We start from the raw sequence: 17,228 nt of genomic DNA on the forward strand, positions 1-17,228 counted from the left end.
GGGTCAGTTGCCGACACGACGGCGCAGATCCTGGAAGGCGGTGTAGTTGGCGATGACCTCGATACGGCCGGGCGGGGCGTACTGCACGGCCTCGTCGAGGTTCTCGCAGACCCGGAAGTCGAGACCGGCGACTTCGAGCCGGACCGCGAGGTCCAGCTTGCGGTCGCCGAGCACGAAGATCGGGTGGCCGGCGAGCTGGGTGTAGTCGACGTCCCAGAGCCAGGAGGTGTCCGTGCCGTCCGCGCCGCGGGCGTTGACGGAGAGGATCACCGGCGTCGGCGGCGGGTCGATCAGCGAGAACGTCTCCAGCCAGCCGGCCGGGTTCTTCGCCAGCAGCAGGCGCAGCTCACGGTTCTGGAAGGTCACGACGTCGTAGCGTCCGGCGACCGCCTGCACCTGGTACATCCGCTCCAGCGCGACCTGCGGCGGCACACCGAAGACGGCGGCGACCGCGGCCGAGCTGGCGGCGTTCGCCTTGTTGGCGCGGCCCGGCAGCTGGAGGTGGATCGGCCAGGCCGAACCGTGCGGGTCCAGGACGTAGTCGCCGTTGAGGGCCCAGCTCGGGGCGGGGCGGCGGAAGCCGCACTGCCCGCAGAACCAGTCCTCGCCGGGGCGCTGCATCACACCGCCGCAGGACGGGCAGGACCAGGCGTCGTCCTTCCACGCCTGACCGGCCGCCACCCACACCACGTTGGGCGAGGAGGAGGCCGCCCAGACGACCAGCGGGTCGTCCGCGTTGGCGATGATCACGGCCTTGGAGCCGGAGAGGCCCTCGCGCCAGTGCTCGGCCATCATCCGGGTCTCCGCCGCGCGGTCCAGCTGGTCGCGGGAGAGGTTGAGCAGCGCGATCGCCTTGGGGGTGGTGTCGCGGGCGACGCCGGCGAGATACTTCTCGTCGACCTCGATCACGCCGAACTTCGCGTCCGAGCCGCCGGCCAGCGCCGAGGTGATGCCCGCGGGCATGTTCGCGCCGAGCGCGTTCGACACGACGGGACCGGCGGCCCCCAGTGCCTCGGCGATCAGCCGGGTCGTCGTCGTCTTGCCGTTCGTCGCCGACACGAGGATCACGTCCAGGTGCTGCGCCAGCCGCCCCAGCAGGTCGGGGTCGAGTTTGAGCGCCACCCGGCCGCCGATCACCGATCCGCTGCCCCGCCCCGCGGCGCGTGACACCGCCGCCGCGGCCTTGCCCGCCGTCACGGCCAGTTTGGCCCGCGGCGACAACGGCTCCGTGTTGCCTGCCATCGTCCTAGATCCTCCTTGCATCGGTCCGCGCCCAGCCTATCGATGTCCGGCGCGGCGACCGCACCGCGGCACCACGGGAACGCACCGGCCGCGGCGGAACGTACGCTTGCCGCCATGCGAAACCGCCCGATCCCCGGCAGTTCCGGACTCGTCCGTGAGATGAGTCTGCTCGGCGACCCGTTGCTCCACCGTGCCTGTGAGGACGTCACGGAGTTCGGGCCTTCGCTCGCGAGGCTGGTCGAGGACATGTTCGCCACGATGTACGCCGCGCAGGGTGTCGGGCTCGCCGCCAACCAGATCGGCGTCCCGCTCAAAGTGTTCGTCTACGACTGCCCGGACGACGACGACGTCCGTCATCTGGGACACGTCGTCAACCCCGAACTGGTCGAGGCGGACGGACTCACCGTACGCGGACCGGAGGGCTGTCTGTCACTTCCGGGTCTGGAAGCGGGCACGGAACGCTTCGACCACGCGGTGGTCGAGGGCTTCACGATGACGGGGGAGCCGGTGCGGATCGTGGGGACGGGGTGGTTCGCCCGGTGCCTCCAGCACGAGTGCGACCACCTGGAGGGCCGGGTCTACACCGACCGGCTGACCGGGCTGCGGAGGTCCCGGGCGCTGCGGGCGGCGCGCCGGGCGCCGTGGGCCCGTAAAGCCTGAGGCGTACGGGTCAGAACCCCGGGCCGCCCTTCACGTCGCGGTCGCCCGCCTCCGCCAGCCGCCCCCACAGCAGGTCCGCGAGACTGCGCACCAGCCGCTCACGGGAGCAGGGCCGGTCGGCGAGCCACCAGTCGCCCGCCGCGTGCATCATGCCGACGATGCCGTGGCCCCAGATGCGGGCCATCTGCTCGCCGTCCGGGCCCAGGTCCACCCGCTCGACGATCACCTGGCCCAGCTCCTCGCCGAGGCGGCGCAGCAGCGGGGCGGAGTGGCGGCCGACGTCGAAGCCCTGCTCGGTGGAGAGGGCGGCCTCCGCGGAGGTGGCGGAGTCGTCGGAGGGGTGCATCAGGAAGCGGTAGACCTGCGGCCGGGCCTCGATCGCGGCGAGGTAGGTGTCGAGCGTGGCCTCGACCCGGGCGCGGCGCTCGGCGGGGGCGTCCAGGGCCGCGCGCAGGGCGCTGAGGAGGGCGTCGGTGTGGCGTTTGGCCAGTGCGCGGTAGAGGCCGCCCTTGTCCCCGAAGTGGCGGTAGAGGATGGGCTTGGTGATCCCGGCCTCGGCGGCGATCGCGTTCATCGACGCCTGCGGGCCGTCCCTGAGCACCACCCGGTCCGCCGCTTCGAGCAGTTCGCGGCGGCGGGCCTCGGCCGCGGTCCGCTGTCGCTCGGCGCCGCGTGTGGTCTCCATGTCGTCTCTCCCACCCCTGGCCCTGCAATTTCTTCACGTCTGCTTCTTCGCGCCTGCGCAACGTAACACCACGCCCGGCGCCCTTGTCGATCAGCTCCGGGACGGTTGACATTGCTTACTGTCCGGTAACAGACTGCGGTTACCGCAAGTAACGCATGCTTTTCACGGCAGTGCATGGAGGGGAACATGGCCGAGTTCACACTCGATCTCAACGACGACCAGAAGCAGGTCCGTGACTGGCTTCACGGCTTCGCGGCGGATGTGATCCGCCCCGCGGCCTCGGAGTGGGACGAGCGTGAGGAAACGCCCTGGCCCGTCATCCAGGAGGCGGCCAAGGTCGGCATCTACTCCCTCGATTTCTACGCCCAGCAGTTCTTCGACCCTACGGGGCTCGGCATCCCCATGGCCATGGAAGAGCTGTTCTGGGGCGACGCGGGTATCGCCCTCTCCATCGTCGGTACGGGCCTGGCGGCCGTCGGTGTCCTCGCCAACGGCACCGAGGAGCAGATCGGCACCTGGATCCCGCAGATGTACGGCGACGCGAACGACGTGAAGGTCGCCGCCTTCTGCTCCTCCGAACCCGACGCCGGATCCGACGTCGCCGCCATGCGCACGCGTGCCGTCTACGACGAGGCCAAGGACGAGTGGGTCCTCAACGGGACCAAGACCTGGGCGACCAACGGCGGCATAGCCAACGTCCACGTGGTGGTCGCCGTCGTCGACGCGGACCTCGGCTCCAAGGGCCACGCCTCCTTCATCGTGCCGCCCGCCACCCCCGGCCTCTCCCAGGGCCAGAAGTTCAAGAAGCACGGCATCAGGGCCTCGCACACCGCCGAGGTGGTCCTGGAGGACGTCCGCGTCCCCGGCCACTGCCTGCTCGGCGGCAAGGAGAAGCTGGACGAGCGCCTCGCCCGCGCCCGGGAGCGCGCCAAGTCCGGCGGCGAGCGGGTCAAGAACGCGGCGATGGCCACCTTCGAGGCCTCCCGCCCGGCCGTCGGCGCCATGGCCGTGGGCACTGCCCGTGCCGCGTACGAGGTGGCCCTGGACTACGCCAAGACGCGCAGCCAGTTCGGCCGCCCGATCATCGACAACCAGGGCATCGCCTTCCAGCTCGCCGACATGCGCACCCAGATCGACGCGGCCCGGCTGCTGGTCTGGCGTGCCTCCTGGATGGCGACCACCGGGAAGCCGTTCACCTCGGCGGAGGGCTCCATGTCGAAGCTCTACGCCAGCGAGACCGCCAAGAAGGTCACCGCGCAGGCCATCCAGATCCTCGGCGGCAACGGCTTCACCCGCGAGTACCCGGTGGAGCGGATGCACCGGGACGCCGCGATCTACACCATCTTCGAGGGCACCAGCGAGATCCAGCGCCTGGTGATCGCCCGCACGCTGTCGGGCATGCCGATCCGCTAGCGGGCATGCCCGACAAGGGGGGCCGTCCGAGGACGGCCCCCCTTCACACCATCACTCAGCCGGGCAGCTGCGCCTCGATCGCCGTCACGACCTCCGTCGACTCCGGCTCGCTGCGCGGGCGGATCCGGGCCACCGGCTCACCGGCCGGCGAGATCACGAACTTCTCGAAGTTCCACTGGACGTCCCCGGCCTCCCCGTCCGCGTCCGCCAGCTTCGTCAGCTCCGCGTACAGCGGGTGCCGGCCGGCCCCGTTCACCTCGATCTTCTCCAGGAGCGGGAAGGTCACGCCGTACGTCGTCGAGCAGAAGGTCTCGATCTCCTCGGCGCTTCCCGGCTCCTGCCCGGCGAACTGGTTGCACGGCACACCGAGCACCGTCAGCCCCCGGTCCCCGTACGCCTGCTGCAGCCGCTCCAGGCCCTCGTACTGCGGCGTGAGCCCGCACTTGGACGCCACGTTCACCAGCAGGACGGTCCGGCCGCTCCAGGCGCCCAGGGTGGTCGGCTCACCGGCGAGGGTGTGCAGCGGAATGTCGTGCAGCGTCATGAAGCTCTCCCTGATCATCGCGTGCGTGGTGCCCATTGTGCCGCCCGCTGCTCATGGGGCGGCGAGCTCCTTGTAGTAGAAGGTGGTCGGCTTCAGGCTGCCCGCCGGGTCGGCCGCGTATCCCGGCACGGACCCCACTTCCGTCCAGCCCGCCTTGCAGTAGACCTGCTCGGCCAGGCTGCCGCTCTCGGTGTCCAGGATCAGCAGGGTGATGCCCTCGACCTGCGCGTACGCCTCCACGGCGTCCAGCAGCGCCCGCCCGAGCCCCTGGCCGCGCGCGGCGGGGCGGACCATCAGCTTGGCGACCTCGGCGCGGTGCCGGGCGTTCGGCAGCGGCGCCCGGACCAGGGCGATGGTCCCGGCGACCCGGCCGCCCTCCCGGGCGATCCAGATGGAGACCTCCCCGGACTCCACGGCGCCCGCGCGCTCCCGCCACCAGACGGCGGCCTTCTCCCGGTCCAGCGGGGCCAGGAAGCCCACCGAGGAGCCCTCCTCGACGGTCTCCACGAGCAGCTCGGCCATCTCATCGGCGTACGTGACCAGCTCGGGGCCGGACACGTGGACGATCTCGGTCATGCGCAAGGGTCCTTTCACAACGGAACAGTCGGGAGGGGTACGGGACTCGGGGCCGGACGCCGACGTGATCCGGCTCCTCCGCCGTAACCCTCCTCCCCGAATGGTGTCCCCGGTATGCGGGAGGCGTCGACAGGGGAGAGCGCGTTCAGGCCTCCCTCTCGCCACCGGTGCCGTGGGCGCGCCGGAGGCCCACCCGCCGCCAGACCGCCCGCTGGATCTTGAGCACGGCCGCGCCCACCACGATCAGCACCACGATGTTCACCACGAGCTGGACGAGCGAACCCCAGGCGTCGGGCCAGCTGGTGAACGCGGTGGAGACCGCGATGTCCGCGGCGGCCGGGATCGTCGTGACAGAGATGAACACGCCGAGCAGCGCGCTCGTCCTGGCCTCGGTCAGCGACACGATCCCGACGATCCCGGCCAGGGTGGCGACGGCGATGGAGAAGAAGTTCGGTGTGTTGATCAGGTTGGAGACGGGGCGCAGCCCCCGGTCGAACGCGTCCGACTCCAGGCCGAAGCCACGGATGAGGAGACTGAAGAGGAAGGTGACGACGATCGTCAGAAGGAAACCCGTCCCCAGCGCGAAGAGGCCGCGCCGCACCATGGCCCCGTGTCTCCGGTCGATCCCGAGCGCCACGGCGACGATCGCCCCGTACTCGGGCCCGACGACCATGGCTGCCACGATCAGGATCTGCGAGTTGGTGACGATACCGACCGAACCGATCATTCCCGCGATGACGAGATAGAGGTAGAAGCTCGGCCGGTACCGGCCCTCCGCCCGGATGCGTGCCTCGACCTGCTCCCAGACCGGCGCCCCTCGCAGCGGTCCGAGCGCCCGCCGCCCGTCTTCCGCGGCCGCGCTGGCGAAGGCCATGTCCACCGGTTCGATGACCAGCGAGCCCCGCTGGTCGACCCGCAGGGTCCGCAGCCGGTGCAGGACCTCGTTGGCCGCCCCGGTCAGGACGTCGCAGGCGATGGAGTCGCCGTCGGGATGACGGGCGGCGTCCCGACGCACGATCAGGTTGAGCACACACGGATCGTCCGCGAGCAGGCCGACGGCCTCGTCGGTGAGGTCGGGCGGGCTCACCGCGCGGATGTGGATCATGTCCATACCGCTACCTCCGCGGCTCCGGCTGCGGCTTCAGTTCCGGCTCCGGATCCGGCTCCGTGGGACGGAACTCCGCCCGGCCGGCGGCACGGGGGTCCCTCCAGTAACGCGGCCCCGGCCCCGTTCGGCAAACCGGGCATCCGCCGACCGTGGAGCCCGCCGCCCTCTCGGGCGGCCACGCGCCCGTACTGGGAGGATCGGGGCGTGGACACTCCCGATGCCTTCCCCGAACCGCTGCCCGGGGCCGACGGGGCCGTAGCACCGGACCCGGTGGCCGAGGACACCCCGCCGCGCCGCCTGATCCGCTGCCGCCTCTGCGGCCGCCCCCTCACCGGCGCGGACTCCCGCCGCACCGGCCTCGGCCCGTCCTGCGACGCCAAACTGCACCCCGCGCCGCCGGACATCCGCACCCGCCGCCACGAGGTCGAGCAGGACCCGCTGCCGGGCACCTGAACCGCGATCAGCCGTCCGTCCCGCCCTCGGGCACCTCGTCCATCACCCGCGCGGCGAGCTCCAGGAACGCCTTGACCGAGCGGGAGAGCAACCGCCCCCGACACGGATCACACCGCTGCCCGCCAGACAGGGGAGTCATCCGTCCAGTCGCCGGAACAGCCCCTCCTGCACCACCGACACGAGGAGCTGCCCCGACCGGTCGTAGATCCGGCCCCGGGCCAGACCGCGCCCGCCCGTCGCGATCGGCGACTCCTGGTCGTACAGGAACCACTCGTCCGCCCGGAACGGCCGGTGGAACCACATCGCGTGGTCCAGCGACGCCATGTCGAAGCCGCGCGGACCCCACAGCGGCTCGACCGGGATGCGCACCGCGTCCAGCAGCGTCATGTCGCTCGCGTACGTCAGCGCGCAGGTGTGCACCAGCGGGTCGTCGCCCAGCGGGCCGACCGCCCGCATCCACACCGCGCTGCGCGGATCGGCGTCCTTGATCTCCTCCCGCGTCCAGCGCAGCCGGTCGACGTAACGGATGTCGAAGGGCTGGCGCCGGGCCATCCGCTCCAGCGCCTCAGGCAGTACGCCCAGGTGCTCGCGTACCTCCTCGGCGACCGTCGGCAGCTCCTCCGGGTCCGGGACGATCCGGGCCGGCGGCAGCTGGTGCTCGAAGCCCGCCTCCTCGGGGCGGTGGAAGGAGGCCGTCAGGTTGAAGATCGTCCGGCCCTCCTGGACGGCCGTGACCCGCCGGGTGGTGAAGGACCGGCCGTCCCGGACCCGCTCCACCTGGTAGACGATCGGCACGCCGGGGCGGCCCGGCCGCAGGAAGTAGGCGTGCAGCGAGTGCACCGGCCGCTCCCCGTCGGTGGTGCGGCCCGCCGCCACGAGTGCCTGGCCCGCGACCTGCCCGCCGAAGACCCGTTGCAGGGACTCCTCCGGGCTGCGGCCGCGGAAGATGTTGACCTCGATCCGCTCCAGGTCGAGAAGGTCGACCAGGCGCTCGGCCGGATTCGTCATGCCGTACCTCTCCGCTTCCGCGTCCACTCGCTCACCAGGGGGTCTCTCACAGCTGGCCGACCTTCGTGACCCGGACGACCGCCCGGCCCTCCTCGTCGGACGCGGTCAGGTCCACCTCGGCCTGGATGCCCCAGTCGTGGTCGCCCGCCGGGTCCGCGAACGCCTGCCAGACCCGCCACAGCCCGTGCGCCGGGTCCTCCTCGATCTTCAGCAGTTTCGGGCCGCGCGCGTCCGGACCGGTGCCGATCTCCTCGTGCGCGTCCCAGTACGCGTCCAGCGCCTCGCCCCACGCGTCCTCGTCCCACCCGGAGTCGCCGTCGAGCTCGCCCAGGTCCCGCGCCCGGTCCAGCGCGGCCAGCTCCACCCGCCGGAACATCGCGTTGCGCACCAGCACCCGGAAGGCGCGCGGGTTCGCCGTGACCGGCTTGACCTCGTCCGCCTTCTCCTGTGCCTGCTCGGCCGTCTCCACCTCGGGGTTGGCCAGCTGCTCCCACTCGTCCAGCAGACTGGAGTCCACCTGGCGCACCATCTCGCCGAGCCAGGAGATCAGGTCCTGGAGGTCCTCGGACTTCACGTCGTCCGGGATCGTGTGCTCCAGCGCCTTGTACGCGCTCGCCAGATACCGCAGCACGATCCCCTCGGTCCGGGCCAGCTCGTAGTGCGAGGTGAACTCGGTGAAGGTCATGGCCCGTTCGTACATGTCCCGGATCACCGACTTCGGCGACACCGGGTGGTCGTTCACCCACGGGTGGCTCGTGCGGTACACGTCGTAGGCGTGCCACAGCAGCTCGCTCAGCGGCTTGGGGTACGTGACCTCCTGGAGCAGCTCCATCCGCTCCTCGTACTCGATCCCGTCGGCCTTCATCTGCCCCACGGCCTCGCCGCGCGCCTTGTTCTGCTGGGCAGCGAGGATCTGCCGGGGATCGTCCAGCGTCGACTCGACGACGGAGACCATGTCCAGCGCGTACGACGGGGATTCGGCGTCCAGCAGGTCGAACGCGGCCAGCGCGAACGTGGAGAGCGGCTGGTTCAGCGCGAAGTCCTGCTGGAGGTCGACCGTGAGGCGCACGATCCGCCCCTCGGCGTCCGGCGTCTCCAGCTGCTCCACCACCCCGCCGTCCAGCAGCGAGCGGTAGATGGCGATGGCCCGGCGGATGTGCCGCAGCTGCGCCCGGCGCGGCTCGTGGTTGTCCTCCAGCAGGTGCCGCATCGCCTCGAAGGCGTTGCCGGGACGGGCGATGACCGCGAGCAGCATCGTGTGCGTGACCCGGAAGCGGGAGCTCAGCGGCTCCGGCTCGGACTGGATCAGCTTGTCGAACGTGGTCTCCGACCAGGCGACGAACCCCTCGGGCGCCTTCTTGCGGACCACCTTGCGCTTCTTCTTCGGGTCGTCGCCCGCCTTCTTGACGGCCTTCTCGTTCTCGATGACGTGCTCGGGGGCCTGCGCCACGACGAACCCGGCCGTGTCGAACCCGGCCCGCCCGGCGCGCCCCGCGATCTGGTGGAACTCCCGCGCGCGCAGCGTCCGCACCCGGGTCCCGTCGTACTTGGTGAGGGCCGTGAACAGCACCGTACGGATGGGTACGTTGACGCCGACGCCGAGCGTGTCCGTACCGCAGATCACCTTCAGCAGGCCGGCCTGGGCCAGCTTCTCAACCAGGCGGCGGTACTTGGGCAGCATGCCCGCGTGGTGCACGCCGATGCCGTGGCGCACGTACCGGGAGAGGTTCTGGCCGAACTTGGTGGTGAAGCGGAAGCTGCCGATCAGATCGGCGATCTTCTCCTTCTCCTCCTTCGTGCACATGTTGATGCTCATCAGCGACTGCGCCCGCTCCACCGCCGCCGCCTGGGTGAAGTGCACGATGTAGACCGGCGACTGCCGGGTGTCCAGCAGCTCGGTGAGCGTCTCGGTGATCGGCGTGAAGCGGTACTCGTAGCTCAGCGGCACCGGACGGGTCGCCGAGCGCACCACGGAGGTGGGCCGGCCGGTGCGCCGGGTCAGGTCCTTCTCGAACATCGCGACGTCGCCGAGCGTCGCCGACATCAGCACGAACTGCGCCTGCGGCAGCTCCAGCAGCGGGATCTGCCAGGCCCAGCCGCGGTCCGGCTCGGCGTAGAAGTGGAACTCGTCCATCACGACCTGGCCGATGTCGGCGTACTTCCCGTCGCGCAGCGCGATGGAGGCCAGCACCTCGGCCGTACAGCAGATCACCGGGGCGTCCGCGTTGACCGAGGCGTCACCGGTGAGCATCCCGACGTTCTCGGTGCCGAAGAGCTTGCACAGGTCGAAGAACTTCTCCGAGACCAGCGCCTTGATCGGCGCGGTGTAGAAGGTGACCTTGTCCTGGGCCAGCGCGGTGAAGTGCGCGGCCGCCGCCACCAGGCTCTTGCCCGAGCCGGTCGGGGTGGAAAGGATCACGTTCGCCCCGGACACCACCTCGATCAGCGCCTCCTCCTGAGCCGGATACAGCGTGATGCCCTGGCTCTCGGTCCATGACGAGAAGGCCTCGAAGAGGGCGTCGGGGTCGGCGGTCTGGGGAAGCTGGTCGATGAGGGTCACGCCCCCATCTTGCCTGTCTTCGGACCGGATGAGGGAACCGGCGGGCACCACCAAGATCATGGGCGATACGCTGCGCACTCAACCAGCCCGCGCCGTACCGGTGATGGGCACACCACGCTCTGGGGGCGGAACAAGCCATGATGGGACCGGCACACTCTCTGTCAGGGGCAGCGGCCTGGCTGGGGGTGGGCGCGGCGGCCGCCGCCGCGGGCCACACGATGCCCTGGCCCGTCCTGGTCGTCGGGGCGCTGATCTGCGCGGGAGCCGCGCTCGCCCCCGACCTCGACCACAAGTCCGCGACCATCTCGCGCGCCTTCGGCCCGTTGTCGAAGGGGCTCTGCGAGGTCACCGACAAGATCTCCTACGCCGTCTACAAGGCCACCAAGAGCAAGGCCGACCCCCGCCGCACCGGCGGCCACCGGACCCTGACCCACACCTGGTTCTTCGCCGTCCTGATGGGCGCCGGCTGCTCCTTCGCCGCCATCACCGGCGGGCGCTGGGCGGTCCTCGCGATCCTCTTCGTCCACCTGGTGCTCGCCGTCGAGGGCCTGCTCTGGCGCGCCGCCCGGGTCTCCAGCGACGTCCTCGTCTGGCTGCTCGGCGCCACCAGCGCCTGGATCCTCGCCGGGGTCCTGGACCAGCCCGGCAACGGCGCCGGCTGGCTCTTCGACGCCCCCGGACAGGAGTACATGTGGCTCGGGCTGCCCATCGTGCTGGGCGCCCTGGTCCACGACATCGGGGACGCGCTGACCGTCTCGGGCTGCCCGATCCTGTGGCCGCTGCCGATCGGCGGCAAGCGCTGGTACCCGCTCGGCCCTCCGAAGTTCATGCGGTTCCGGGCCGGCAGCTGGGTGGAGATCAAGGTGCTGATGCCCGCGTTCATGGTGCTCGGGGGAGTGGGCGGGGCGGCCGCCCTCAACTACATATGACGCACCGCTCGTGTCGCGGACGGGCGGTCCGCCCGGCCCCGTAGCACCATGGCCGCATGCTGCTCGCCGAGCTCGCCCAGGTCTCCCTGGAGGTCGCCGCCACCTCCGCCCGGTCCAGGAAGGTGGCGCTCCTCGCCACGCTCTTCCGGGACGCCGGACCCGAGGACGTCCCCGTCGTCATCCCGTACCTCGCCGGACGGCTGCCCCAGGGCCGGATCGGCGTCGGCTGGCGCTCCCTCGGCGACCCCGTCGAACCCGCCGCCGAGCCCACGCTCACCGTCACCGGGGTCGACGCCGAGCTGACCGCGCTGGCCGCGATCTCGGGCACCGGCTCCCAGGCGTTGCGCCGGGACCGGCTGCGCGCCCTGTTCGCCGCCGCCACCGCCGATGAGCAGCACTTCCTGCGGGCCCTGCTCACCGGGGAGGTCCGCCAGGGCGCCCTGGACGCCGTCGCCGCCGACGCGCTGGCCAAGGCCGCCGAGGCCCCGCCCGCCGACGTCCGCCGGGCCGTGATGCTCGCCGGATCGCTCCAGGAGGTGGCCCGCTCGCTCCTCGCGGACGGCCCCGGCGCGCTCGCGGGCTTCCGCCTCACCGTGGGGCGGCCCGTCCAGCCGATGCTGGCCCACACCGCCGCCTCCGTCACCGAGGCCGTGGACAAGCTGGGCCCCTGCGCCGTGGAGGAGAAGCTCGACGGCATCCGCGTGCAGGTGCACCGGGACGGCGACCGGGTCCGCGCCTACACCCGGACCCTGGACGACATCACCGACCGGCTGCCCGAACTCGTCACCGCCGTGGCCGCGCTGGAGACCGGGCGCTTCATCCTGGACGGCGAGGTGATCGCGCTGGGCGACGACGGCAGGCCGCGCCCCTTCCAGGAGACCGCCGCCCGGGTGAGCTCGCGGCGTGACGTGGCCGCCGCAGCCGCCGGCGTACCCGTCGTGCCCGTCTTCTTCGACGCCCTGTCGGCCGACGGCGAGGATCTCCTCGACCTTCCCTTCACCGAGCGCCACGCTGCCCTGGCCCGGCTGGTCCCCGAGGCCTTGCGGGTCCGGCGCGCGCTGGTGCCCGACCCTGAGGACACGGACGCCCGCCGGGCCGCCGACGCGTTCCTCGCCGAGACCCTGGAGCGCGGCCACGAGGGGGTCGTCGTCAAGGACCTGGCCGCCGCCTACAGCGCGGGCCGCCGGGGAGCCTCCTGGCTCAAGGTCAAGCCGGTGCACACCCTGGACCTGGTGGTGCTGGCCGCCGAATGGGGGAGCGGACGGCGTACGGGGAAGCTCTCCAACCTCCACCTGGGCGCCCGCCGCCCCGACGGCACGTTCGCGATGCTCGGCAAGACCTTCAAGGGGCTCACCGACGCCCTGCTGGAGTGGCAGACGGAGAAGCTGCGCGAACTGGCGACCGGCGAGGACGGACACATCGTGACCGTACGTCCGGAACTCGTCGTGGAGATCGCCTACGACGGGCTCCAGCGCTCCACCCGCTACCCGGCGGGCGTCACCCTCCGGTTCGCCCGGGTCCTGCGCTACCGCGAGGACAAGACCGCGCAGGAGGCGGACACGGTGGAGACGGTGCTCTCACGGCAGCGCTGAGCCGCGCCCCGGGCGGGCAGGGCGCGGCTCAGGCGTCGGGGGTCAGTGCTTGATGACCGTCGACGCGGTGTGCTCCTTGATCTGCTCGGGCGTCAGATAGGCGCCCGTGTACTCGAAGTCCCGCAGCGTCGCCGGTTTGCGCGCCTGGAACCCCGTCCGTACGAAGTCGTCACCGGCGACCGCGTTGAGCAGCCAGTTCGTCATGACCCGGGTCTTGGCGACGTTCGTCCGCAGCGCCGACCAGTGGTAGCCGCGCGCCACGGCCTGCGCGGGCAGCCCGTGCAGCTCGATGCCCAGCGGCTTGGACACCGCGTCCTTGCCGCCGAGGTCCACGACGAGCCCCAGGTCCTTGTGGACGTAGTCCCTGAGCGGCTGATTGCGCAGCGAGGCGATCAAGTTGTCCGCCATCACCTTGCCCTGGCGCATCGCGTGCTGAGCGGTCGGCGGGCAGACCGCCCCGTCGCCCTTGGCCAGGTCGGGCACGGCCGCCGCGTCGCCGAGCGAGAACACCCCGTCCGAGCCCGGCAGCTTCAGCTGCGGTGTCACGGCCAGCCGGCCGCGGACGGTCTCCGCGCCCAGGGTGGCGATCAGCGGGCTGGCGGCCACCCCCGCCGTCCAGATCAGCGTCCGGCAGGGCAGCACCCGGCCGTCGGTGAACGTCACCTCCTCGGCGGAGGCCTTGGCGATGGAGACCCCGAGCGACACCTCGATGTTCCGCTTGCGGAGGATCTCCAGGGCGGCCTTCCCCAGCTTGTCGCCCAGCTCCGGCATCAGCTTGGGCGCGATGTCGATCAGGTGCCACTTGATCAGCTTCGGATCCAGCCGGGGGTAGTGCCGGATCGCGTTCGTGGTGAGCCGTTGCAGGCAGGCGGCCGTCTCCGTGCCCGCGTAGCCGCCGCCGACCACCACGAACTGGAGCCGCGAGGCCCGCTCGGCCTCGTCCTGGCTGGCGTCGGCCAGGTCGAGCTGGGCGATGACGTGGTCGCGTACGTACGCCGCCTCCGCCAGCGTCTTCATCCCGCGCGCGTGGTCCAGCAGCCCCGGGATGTCGAACGTCCGGGTCACGCTGCCCGCGGCCAGCACGATGTAGTCGTACGGCTCGTTGACGACCTCGTCCGTGATCTTCCGGATGACGCAGACCTTGGCCTCGGTGTCCACGCCGATCGCCCCGCCGGGGATGATCCGGGTGCGGTGGCGTCGGCTGCGGCGCAGGGAGACCGCGACCGACTGGGGGGTGAGCACGCCGGAGGCCACCTGAGGCAGCAGCGGCAGGTAGAGCTGGTAGGAGAACGGCGTTACGAGCGCGATCTCGGCCTCGCCCGGAGCGAGCCTGCGCTCCAGCCGTTGTACACATTCGACACCTGCGAAGCCGGCGCCGACGACGAGAATCCTGGGTGGTGCCACGGTCTGCGTCCCTTCTCGGGCTTGCGTGGTTCTGCGCTCGCCTGCCCCGTATCCCGGCCGATGCACTCCTCATCCTCACCGGATGCACCCCGGACCGCCTCTCGGCGGGGGTGAACGGGCCGCCGCACGGTGGACCGGCGGGGTGCCGCGGTCACATCGGCTCGGTCGCTCTCATCCCGTCGCGGGAAGGCCGGGGCGCGGCGAGTACGCTGCGGGTGCGTGCGCGGCCGTGCGACGCAGGCCCTCCGCAGCCGCCCCGACTCCTCGAAAGCCCCTGGTATGCCGTCGCTCCGCGCCTCGCGCCCCGCCTCACCGGCGGCCGGGATGGCGCGCGGGCTGCGGGCGGGGTCGCTCGCCGTGCTGTGCGTGTCGCTGCCGCTCGCCGCTCATCTCCTCGCCCGCTGCCAGGCTCCGGTGTGGGCCGTCGTCGCCGCGGTCGCGGTGGTCGCGGTCCCGGCGGCGGTGGTGCTGACGCGGCGGCGCCTCTCGGACAACCAGGTCGTCGGTGTCCTCGCCGTCTCGCAGCTGGCGTACCACCTGGCGTACGCGCTGCCCGGCGTCTGCCGCGCGGTGGGCGCGGAGGGCGTGCCGCTCTGGACCGAGCACGCGGCGAGCACGCATGTGCCCTCAGGTGTGCTGCCCTCCGGTCAGCTGGTCGCTCTGCTCGTCGCGGCCCGCGCCCTGGGCCTCACGGAGCTGCTGCTCGGGCGCGGCCGGCCCTTGCTGGCGGCGGTCGGCCGCCTCCTCCTGGCCTTCGTACGGCCGTCGGCCTGCGAACCTCGCGCCCACGGGCCGCGGCGCGGGCACCGGGAGCGTACGCGGCGGCTCAGGTCCGCCGTCCTCGCGCGGCTGCGGTCGGGGCGGGCCCCTCCGTTCGGGCCGCCGCTCGTCCGGTCGATGCCGGCCGGCGGCCCCTGCCTGCCCTGACGGCCCCGCACGCCCGTCCTGCCCCGCCGGGCACACGGCCACCGCCGTGTCCGGCCACATCCATGAGGACGCACGACCCATGAAGAAGCATCTGATCGTCGCAGCAGTGATCCTGGCCGCCTTCGCCGCCGGCCTCGGCTCCTTCCTGCTGCTGGCACCCGAGGACCGCGACCGGGGGATGACGGACATCGAAGCCGCCGCCCAGGCACAGCCCGTACGGGAATCCAGCCACCGGCTCACCTCACCGGAGCGGAGCGAGCTGACGGTGGTGGAGTTCCTGGACTTCGAGTGCGAGGCGTGCGGAGCGGTGTACCCGGCCGTGGAGAAGCTGCGCGAGGAGTACGGGGACCGGGTCACCTTCATCGCCCGCTACTTCCCGATGCCGGGCCACAAGAACGGCCAACTCGCCGCCCGAACGGTGGAGGCCGCCGCACAGCAGGGCAAGTTCGAGGAGATGTACGGCAAGCTCTTCACCACCCAGGCGCAGTGGGGCGAGGCCGACGAGTCCAAGGAACCGCTCTTCCGCGAGTACGCCGGGGAACTCGGCCTCGACATGGAGAAGTTCACCGCCGTGCTGAACGACCCGGCGACCACCGAGCGGATCGAGGCCGACCAGCGCGACGGCCTCGGCCTCGGCGTCCAGGGCACACCGACGTTCTTCGTCGACGGGCTCAGGATCCCCAACCCCGGCTCGTACGAGGAGTTCCGCGCGCTCATCGAGAAGCGGCTCGCGCGCAAGTGAAGCAGGGGCTTCAGGAGCACGTACGGTCCGTGCTCCTGAAGCCGCCGCGCGAACCTAGTATGGGAACGCGGGCGCACAGAAGAGGGCGCGGGACGGAAGAGGGACGGGGCATGCGACGGCTCGGAGAGCTTGAGGCCGAGATCATGGACCGCCTGTGGACCTGGGACCGGCCGGCGACGGTCCGCGAGATCGTGGACGACATCAACCGCCGCCGTCCCGCCGCCTACACGACGGTGATGACCGTGGCCACGATCCTCTACGACAAGGGCTGGCTGACCCGGCGCAAGCAGGGGCAGGCGTGGCTCTACACACCCGTGCGCAGCCGTGAGGCGTACTCCGCCGCTCTCATGGAGGACGCCCTGGGGGCGAGCCGGGACCGCTCGGCCGCCCTCGTCCACTTCGTGGAGCGGATGACCGACGAGGAGGTCGCCGCGTTGCGCGAGGCGCTGCGAGCGACGGGCCGGGGCGGCGAGCTGTGAACGCGGCCCCCGCCTTCCTCGGCTACGCGGCCGCCGTCGGCGTACTGGCCCCGCGCCTGCTGCTCCGCAGCAGTTGGCCGCAGCGCGCGCCGCTGCTGGCGGTCGCCGTCTGGTTCGCCCTCGCGGCGTCCTTCTCGGTCTGCGTCCAGCTGGCCGCCGCGCACCTCACCACGCCGGGGGCGCATCTGCACGGCATCCTCTACTCCTGCCGCGCGGCCCTGGGACTCGGCGGCGAACCCGACGCAGCCACCGGCCCGTCCTGGGGCCTCGTGGCGCTCGTCGTGCTGGCCGCCGCCCATCTGACCGGCTTCGCCTTCCACGCCGTACGGGCGTACGCCGCACGCGCCCGGCACCGTGATGTCCTGGACAAGGTGGGCCGGCCCTCGGCGCGGCTGCGGGCCACGGTGGTGGACCACGCCGAACCCGCCGCGTACTGCCTGCCGGGCCGCCGCCCGCGGGTCGTCGTCAGCAGCGGTGCGGTCGACGCCCTCTCGCACGACGAGCTGGGCGCCGTCGTCGAACACGAGCGGGCCCACATCCACGGCCGCCACCACCTCGTCCTCGCGGCGGCCCACGCCTTCGCCTGGATCTTCCCGGGGCTGCCTCTGGCCCGGCATCTGCGGGAGCAGATCCCGCTGCTGCTGGAGATGGCCGCCGACGACCGGGCCCTGCGCCGCAGTCCGCAGAACGCGCTGGCCACAGCGATGTTCACGCTGGCCTCCGGCCGGGCGCCGCGCGGGGCGCTGGCGGTCGGCGGTGAGACGGTGCTGATCCGCCTGAAGCGTGTTCTGGTGCCGCCGCGCAGCGCGCATCCGGCCCTGCGCTGCACGGTCGGCACCGGCGCCCTCATGGCTCCGCTGCTGCCCGTCCTGCTGACCTGCCACGCCGGACTCGGGTGACAGGCGC

The 17,228-nt window shown here is 71.9% G+C and carries 18 protein-coding genes; 9 read left to right on the forward strand and 9 right to left on the reverse strand.

What is annotated here, in order from left to right:
* Positions 1 to 3: 3 nt before the first annotated feature.
* On the reverse strand, positions 4 to 1,242 hold the full coding sequence (locus IF17_RS0119010; protein WP_018516054.1) for a Mur ligase family protein: 1,239 nt from the start codon (positions 1,240 to 1,242) through the stop codon (positions 4 to 6).
* A gap of 114 nt (positions 1,243 to 1,356) precedes the next feature.
* Here IF17_RS0119010 and def point away from each other — a divergent pair, with 114 nt between their 5' ends.
* A complete protein-coding gene (gene def / locus IF17_RS0119015) occupies positions 1,357 to 1,902 on the forward strand; it encodes a peptide deformylase (RefSeq protein ID WP_030567489.1) in 546 nt (181 codons plus the stop codon).
* Positions 1,903 to 1,912: 10 nt separating this feature from the next.
* Here the strand turns inward: def and IF17_RS0119020 are convergent, their stop codons facing one another.
* Positions 1,913 to 2,587 (reverse strand): TetR/AcrR family transcriptional regulator, encoded by a 675-nt coding sequence (locus IF17_RS0119020; protein WP_030567491.1) that lies wholly within the window; start codon positions 2,585 to 2,587, stop codon positions 1,913 to 1,915.
* A gap of 186 nt (positions 2,588 to 2,773) precedes the next feature.
* Between IF17_RS0119020 and IF17_RS0119025 the strand changes: the two genes are divergently transcribed.
* The gene (locus tag IF17_RS0119025; RefSeq protein WP_030567493.1) at positions 2,774 to 4,000 is read left to right on the forward strand and encodes an acyl-CoA dehydrogenase family protein; all 1,227 of its coding nucleotides are present in this window, start codon (positions 2,774 to 2,776) and stop codon (positions 3,998 to 4,000) included.
* A 55-nt stretch (positions 4,001 to 4,055) separates the two neighbouring features.
* On the opposite strand, the gene IF17_RS0119030 is transcribed toward IF17_RS0119025, so the two are convergent.
* The 3 genes from IF17_RS0119030 to IF17_RS0119040 all read right to left on the reverse strand — a co-directional run bounded on the left by IF17_RS0119030 (position 4,056) and on the right by IF17_RS0119040 (position 6,231).
* Complete coding sequence (locus IF17_RS0119030) at positions 4,056 to 4,544, reverse strand: glutathione peroxidase (protein WP_030567495.1); 489 nt, start codon at positions 4,542 to 4,544, stop codon at positions 4,056 to 4,058.
* 51 nt (positions 4,545 to 4,595) lie between these two features.
* Positions 4,596 to 5,120: a GNAT family N-acetyltransferase gene (locus tag IF17_RS0119035; protein ID WP_030567497.1), complete on the reverse strand. Its 525-nt coding sequence runs from the start codon at positions 5,118 to 5,120 to the stop codon at positions 4,596 to 4,598.
* A gap of 145 nt (positions 5,121 to 5,265) precedes the next feature.
* Complete coding sequence (locus IF17_RS0119040; protein WP_030567499.1) at positions 5,266 to 6,231, reverse strand: DUF389 domain-containing protein; 966 nt, start codon at positions 6,229 to 6,231, stop codon at positions 5,266 to 5,268.
* Between the two features lie 201 nt (positions 6,232 to 6,432).
* On the opposite strand from IF17_RS0119040, the gene IF17_RS0119050 reads away from it, so the two are divergent.
* Entirely contained in the window at positions 6,433 to 6,681 is a 249-nt protein-coding gene (locus IF17_RS0119050; RefSeq protein ID WP_030567500.1) for a DUF6011 domain-containing protein, read from the forward strand.
* 7 nt (positions 6,682 to 6,688) lie between these two features.
* Here IF17_RS0119050 and IF17_RS1000000140135 read toward each other — a convergent pair whose 3' ends face one another.
* From IF17_RS1000000140135 to IF17_RS0119065, 3 genes are read right to left on the reverse strand one after another with little or no spacing between them, the layout of a single operon-like run.
* The gene (locus IF17_RS1000000140135; protein ID WP_275406367.1) at positions 6,689 to 6,820 is read right to left on the reverse strand and encodes a hypothetical protein; all 132 of its coding nucleotides are present in this window, start codon (positions 6,818 to 6,820) and stop codon (positions 6,689 to 6,691) included.
* Positions 6,817 to 7,689, reverse strand: a complete 873-nt coding sequence (locus IF17_RS0119060; protein WP_030567501.1) for an acyl-CoA thioesterase — start codon at positions 7,687 to 7,689, stop codon at positions 6,817 to 6,819. Before IF17_RS0119060 ends, IF17_RS1000000140135 begins: the two co-directional genes overlap by 4 nt.
* A 46-nt stretch (positions 7,690 to 7,735) precedes the next feature.
* Complete coding sequence (locus IF17_RS0119065; RefSeq protein WP_179115599.1) at positions 7,736 to 10,309, reverse strand: DEAD/DEAH box helicase; 2,574 nt, start codon at positions 10,307 to 10,309, stop codon at positions 7,736 to 7,738.
* 77 nt (positions 10,310 to 10,386) lie between these two features.
* On the opposite strand from IF17_RS0119065, the gene IF17_RS0119070 reads away from it, so the two are divergent.
* Positions 10,387 to 11,178: a metal-dependent hydrolase gene (locus IF17_RS0119070; protein WP_030567504.1), complete on the forward strand. Its 792-nt coding sequence runs from the start codon at positions 10,387 to 10,389 to the stop codon at positions 11,176 to 11,178.
* Between the two features lie 56 nt (positions 11,179 to 11,234).
* Positions 11,235 to 12,770: an ATP-dependent DNA ligase gene (locus IF17_RS0119075; RefSeq protein WP_030567506.1), complete on the forward strand. Its 1,536-nt coding sequence runs from the start codon at positions 11,235 to 11,237 to the stop codon at positions 12,768 to 12,770.
* Between the two features lie 42 nt (positions 12,771 to 12,812).
* Here the strand turns inward: IF17_RS0119075 and IF17_RS0119080 are convergent, their stop codons facing one another.
* Entirely contained in the window at positions 12,813 to 14,174 is a 1,362-nt protein-coding gene (locus IF17_RS0119080) for an NAD(P)/FAD-dependent oxidoreductase (RefSeq protein ID WP_030567509.1), read from the reverse strand.
* A gap of 219 nt (positions 14,175 to 14,393) precedes the next feature.
* On the opposite strand from IF17_RS0119080, the gene IF17_RS0119085 reads away from it, so the two are divergent.
* From IF17_RS0119085 to IF17_RS0119100, 4 genes are all read left to right on the forward strand, one after another.
* A complete protein-coding gene (locus IF17_RS0119085) occupies positions 14,394 to 15,101 on the forward strand; it encodes a hypothetical protein (protein ID WP_244890517.1) in 708 nt (235 codons plus the stop codon).
* Between the two features lie 79 nt (positions 15,102 to 15,180).
* Entirely contained in the window at positions 15,181 to 15,843 is a 663-nt protein-coding gene (locus IF17_RS0119090) for a DsbA family protein (protein WP_030567513.1), read from the forward strand.
* A 110-nt stretch (positions 15,844 to 15,953) separates the two neighbouring features.
* The gene (locus IF17_RS0119095; RefSeq protein WP_030567515.1) at positions 15,954 to 16,322 is read left to right on the forward strand and encodes a BlaI/MecI/CopY family transcriptional regulator; all 369 of its coding nucleotides are present in this window, start codon (positions 15,954 to 15,956) and stop codon (positions 16,320 to 16,322) included.
* The gene (locus tag IF17_RS0119100; RefSeq protein ID WP_030567517.1) at positions 16,319 to 17,221 is read left to right on the forward strand and encodes a M56 family metallopeptidase; all 903 of its coding nucleotides are present in this window, start codon (positions 16,319 to 16,321) and stop codon (positions 17,219 to 17,221) included. Before IF17_RS0119095 ends, IF17_RS0119100 begins: the two co-directional genes overlap by 4 nt.
* The last annotated feature ends 7 nt before the right edge of the window (positions 17,222 to 17,228 follow it).

The sequence above is a fragment of the Streptomyces cyaneofuscatus genome (assembly GCF_000718135.1).
Lineage (GTDB): Bacteria > Actinomycetota > Actinomycetes > Streptomycetales > Streptomycetaceae > Streptomyces > Streptomyces cyaneofuscatus.